Annotated in this window: 5 protein-coding genes and 1 pseudogene; 2 read left to right on the forward strand and 4 right to left on the reverse strand. The window is 54.1% G+C overall.

The genetic code is table 11. From position 1 onward, the window contains the following. Nucleotides 1-531: pseudogene (locus tag PYK22_RS16060) on the reverse strand (hypothetical protein); the annotation flags it as partial. A 182-nt stretch (nt 532-713) separates the two neighbouring features. Here PYK22_RS16060 and PYK22_RS17385 point away from each other — a divergent pair. Together PYK22_RS17385 and PYK22_RS16070 are read left to right on the forward strand one after the other, a co-directional pair. Next, the gene (locus PYK22_RS17385; RefSeq protein ID WP_083437950.1) at nt 714-1,052 is read left to right on the forward strand and encodes an AbrB/MazE/SpoVT family DNA-binding domain-containing protein; all 339 of its coding nucleotides are present in this window, start codon (nt 714-716) and stop codon (nt 1,050-1,052) included. Beyond that, on the forward strand, nt 1,049-1,513 hold the full coding sequence (locus tag PYK22_RS16070; RefSeq protein ID WP_041979492.1) for a PIN domain-containing protein: 465 nt from the start codon (nt 1,049-1,051) through the stop codon (nt 1,511-1,513). The genes PYK22_RS17385 and PYK22_RS16070 overlap by 4 nt, the downstream gene beginning before the upstream one ends. Nucleotides 1,514-1,628: 115 nt before the next feature. Here the strand turns inward: PYK22_RS16070 and PYK22_RS18420 are convergent, their stop codons facing one another. The 3 genes from PYK22_RS18420 to PYK22_RS17090 all read right to left on the reverse strand — a co-directional run bounded on the left by PYK22_RS18420 (nt 1,629) and on the right by PYK22_RS17090 (nt 4,190). Next, nucleotides 1,629-2,213 (reverse strand): transposase, encoded by a 585-nt coding sequence (locus tag PYK22_RS18420; RefSeq protein ID WP_408003174.1) that lies wholly within the window; start codon nt 2,211-2,213, stop codon nt 1,629-1,631. 302 nt (nt 2,214-2,515) lie between these two features. Next, entirely contained in the window at nt 2,516-3,142 is a 627-nt protein-coding gene (locus PYK22_RS17700; RefSeq protein WP_157770942.1) for a hypothetical protein, read from the reverse strand. Nucleotides 3,143-3,155: 13 nt separating this feature from the next. Continuing rightward, entirely contained in the window at nt 3,156-4,190 is a 1,035-nt protein-coding gene (locus PYK22_RS17090) for an RHS repeat-associated core domain-containing protein (RefSeq protein ID WP_060635815.1), read from the reverse strand. Between the last annotated feature and the right edge of the window lie 342 nt (nt 4,191-4,532).

The following is a 4,532-nucleotide window of genomic DNA, read 5'->3' on the forward strand; positions in this document are numbered from 1 at the left end:
ATCGTACTCGTAATCCACCCGCCCCATCCCGTCCTCCATCCACACCCGATTCCCTCCTTCATCATACCCATACTGCACGTTCGCAGTGGGAGCCACTCCTTGTGGAACGCCATAGTTGATCGCCGTCACCAAGTGCCGCCCGTTGTACTGAAACGTCTGACTCGCTCCACGTGCATCAGTGATCGTGTTCACCGTATCATCCGCATTGTAGCTATAGATCGTCTGCCCTTGTTCAGGAGTGGTCCTTCTCCACAACCGCCCATGCCCATCATACTCGAACGTCCGCACCTGCCCCTCGTGATTGATCTGCACAAGCTGATCACGCCCGTTGTAGCTGTACCAGGCTGTCGCATAGACGCTCCCGTCCCAGTTGAGTTCTTCAACTCTGGTGAGTCTGCCCAGCACATCCTTGTAGAGCCGCTTCCTTCGACCTCGTTCATCTCTGCTCGTAATCACTTCACCGCCTGCGCACCCGCAGCCAGTGTAACTTAACTCACGTGTGCTCCCATCAGGATTAATCGTCAGCGTCACCCGCCCCTGCCAATCGTACTCCTGCTTCGTCCACTGCCACCCGCCAGCACCATCACCTACCAGATGCCAAGCTAGCCCCGATGCCTGCTAGCCCTACGTGAAGATCACTGGCCTCCCTTACGCGAAATTTGGTAAGATATTCATACCTTAGAACCCCAGAGCCAACGCACGGGAGGAGTTTAATGTCCAGTCCATCGTCGCTAGTCGAGTATCTGTCCACCACGCACATCGGGGAGAAAGGTCAAGTCACCATCCCTAAACAGTACCGTGACGCGCTGGGAATAAAAGCAGGCGCGCCCTTTGCTGTCTTGCGCATCGGTAATGGACTTATTCTCATGCCGGAACAGACGAGATTCCAAAAGCTGTGCGATGCTATTGCTGCGACTCTGGAACAAGCTGGCATTACAGAAGTTGATCTGCAAGCAACGCTCCAGCAAGCGCGCGAGCGCGTCTTCGCTCGCCGCTATCCGCAATTGTTGCGGCGCAACTCCAATCGATCACAAGCGAAGAGGAGAAGGTGAGAAAGCGCGCGCGGCTTTTTCTCGATTCCAATGTGTTGATCGGTGGGATCGTTGCGCGCTGGGGCTTGGATCGCGCCGTCTTATCGCTGTGTGCGGCACGCATCTGCCAACTAGTGTTGGCCGAAGTCGTGCGCGATGAAGTCGAAGAGAATCTCTTGCTGCATACCGCTCGGCTGGGTGCTCGAGAGGTAGACAAGCTGCTCGCCGACTATGCGAAGTTGATTAAACTGACGCGCCCTGAGCTGGTCCCTTACCCGAGTGAAGAAGCTGTCATCGCGGCACGCCATCTGATTCGCCATCCGGCTGATGTGCCAGTGCTCGTTTCAGCAATCCACAGCCAACCCGACTGGCTATTGACACATAACACTAAACACTTTTCGTCAGCCGTTGCCCGACGCACAGGGTTACGGATCGCCACGCCTGCGGCATTTTTCGCAGAACTCGCAAGTCGCATCGGCTAAAAGTCCAGCCATGAAGTTAGACCCACTCTGCAACATCAAGTCTCCAACCTCGTTCGGCAGTGTCGGCTATTTTGTGGGCGAAGCGTCTGGGTGAACTAAGAAGAGATCAAGAGGTTCACCGCAGAGGAGACCAGTTGGCATATTCACGAAGGGGTGAGGGCGACCATCGAGCACGTGCTGTAATGAGGAGGGGACTAATCACCTGACCGCCCGCCCACCTTGAACGAACACCCGACCGCCACGCGCGACCACAACAGCTACGATACTCGATCACACGGCGCACGGGCAAGATTGAACAAATGGGCGCAGCTCCGAGACTGAGAAGAGACCTTTCTGACCAAGCTCTTTGAGCGGTACAACCAACATGACTGGAGAGGTGGAAGAGGCTGTCTGGGAGATGTACATCTAGGGAGTCAGTCAAGTCACGATTTTTGTGGGTTTCTCTTCCGCGGCGAGAGAGCGGAGCCATGTCCATGTAACGCCTGAACGCCCAATCTTCACTCGCCCTAAGCATCACCACCGTAGCCAGGTTGGCCAGGCTCTCCTCGTTCGGAAACACGCCCACCACCTTGGTCCTCCGCTTTACTTCCTGAAAAGGCCGCTTCAGCACATTCGTGCTTTTGATGTGCCTCTGGTGACCGCTGGGAAAGTCCAGGCAGGGCAGCTCGAATCGCGAATACCACCCGTGGTAGCTCCTCATCAGCGCCTGATCCACTCCGTCGCCATCCCGCTCGTACGTCGTGTACCGATATGGCTGCTGCCTCTGGTTCACACTTCTGTCCGTCTCTCCGCCCCACGGATCCAACTCCACCACCGCCACCACACTCCCCGCCTCGTCCGTCAACCGCTGACTCTTCACCACTGGATCACAGGGCGCTTAACGCACTTCCCCCACTCGATGTCATGCCAACAACTCTCCAGCGCTCTTGACACTAACCTAACGGTCGGATCCAAGTTGAACCTTATCTAAATGTCTGAGATAACTGTAAGGAGTCTTAGTCATTACGGCACGACAGGCTTATTGTTTATCGCTGAGTTGGCTACTTTCATTAAGGTTCCCATGTCTGCAGCTTTAATACCCACCGTGTATCGATAGCCGTCTTGATCCCAGGTCAACGTTGAATCTGAGCAAACAGCACCGCACACGGCATCAACAAAACGCCCGACTATCCCTCGATCTAGCCGCACGACCTTCCCTTTCACTCGCCTCGCTCCCTTAGCTACATGCCCGGAGATCATCCCATAACGGCAGGCATTGCCACCTGTACAGTCCTTAGTAAAAGCTAGCTGAATTTCATACCGGGAAAACGTTACTTGTTCAACGATAGCATAAAGCTGACGTCCTTCACCTTCTGCCGCAAGGTATGTAGGCAGCCTGAGCGGAACATGTGTTCTCTGTCGCAACAGAGGCAAGATAGGAACGAAGACCGGATTGATTTTTATGGTCGTCTGCGTAAAAGGAGATGCACAATGCTGCCGCCAGCTTATACAAGAACATAGCAGGATTGAATGTGGTGCCGCATTTGAGCCAGCAAACCCATTTATTTTCTTAAGCATAACGGAGTCATCATAACCATGCAAAATCAAACAAACCCCAAGCGACATCACAAATAGTTGTAGCTTCGGCATAGCGATCTTCTTTCTAACAAGCACCCAAGGCGCGTAAATATCCCCGCGCATACCTAGCTATTAGGCGAGCCCGATCCAAACCATTCACCACTCTCCTAGCGTTGACAAAATCTGTTCTTCTATCGTTGACATAGCGGCTCAGCTTTATGCCGGTGAAAACTCCATTCATCATTCCATGAATCGTAATAAAGGCTGCGATTTGCGGATCAGCTGCGAGTTCTGGATTGTCTATCAAATCTACCCCGAGTAAATCCGAGTAAAATTGGTAGTTCCTCCGCCCCGTCAGCTGAACATAACCACGCCCTTTGTACCGTGGCCCGTCACCGGGTTGCGTGTTTCCCAAATCCTTTCTTCCCTCATAAGCTCTACCAGAGGCATACTCAGTCAGAGTTCTCCCTTGATCTGTCTCGTGTTGCGCTGTTGCCAGCACGTAGGCAATTTGTGCCGCAGTTAATCCTTGCCGTCTTGTTTCAGCTAGGAGCAGAGGAATATCGTCATGAAAAGTCGTGGGTGCGGTAGCAGCCAATGACTTCTCACAGGGAGTAAGTGGCGGTTCACCAAGTTTGCTCACATCGACTGGATTCTGCGGCAGTGTAGCTGCTGGCAACTCCGGCGGCCCATCAATCAACGGCGGCAGCAACCGCTGATCCATCTGCATCCCAAACATCCATAACTCCCATAACGCCGTCCAGTCAGGCCCAGCATCGGCTCTCACCGTCACTACCCCAAGCTGCACCCCGTTGACCGGACCCACCGTCAGCATCCCTGTCGGATCCACGTAGTTTACCGGATCATTCTGCACATAAGCATACCGGTTGAACGACTGCGGATCCGTCAGGTCATAACTACCTTCCCATGGATCCGGTTGATAGAACCGCGAATACCACCCATGATACACCCTCCGCTGCGCCTGATCGCTCCAATTCCCATCCCGCTCATACCCCCCATACACATACGGATGATACCGTGGGTTCTCGCTCCTCTCTGTCTCCCCGCCCCACGGATCCAACTCCACCACCGCCACCACATTCCCCGCCTCGTCCGTCAACCGCTCACCTCTTCACCACAGCATCCCGATGCACCTACATCACCAGCCAGCAATATCATGTCAATTCACCTCACCCTACCACGCGCAGCTTAGCCCCCCTCTCAAACAACGCGCCGCCTTCCCCTACCCACTTGCCCTCAATCCCCACAACTGTGAAACATAGCGGCGATAACGAACTGCTACTTTGCTGGCTTAGATCCGCTGAAAGAAACTCTCGCCAAAAGAGGTGTAAACTTAGACAAAAATCCACAAAGGGTCAAGAAGCTCTCTCTCCCTCATCGACGACCGACGCAGTAAAACGATCCCCCCGCAAAATCTCACCGCCAATAACCGCCCCTGCAC

It is taken from the genome of Pyrinomonas methylaliphatogenes (genome assembly GCF_000820845.2).
Taxonomy (GTDB): Bacteria; Acidobacteriota; Blastocatellia; order Pyrinomonadales; family Pyrinomonadaceae; genus Pyrinomonas; species Pyrinomonas methylaliphatogenes.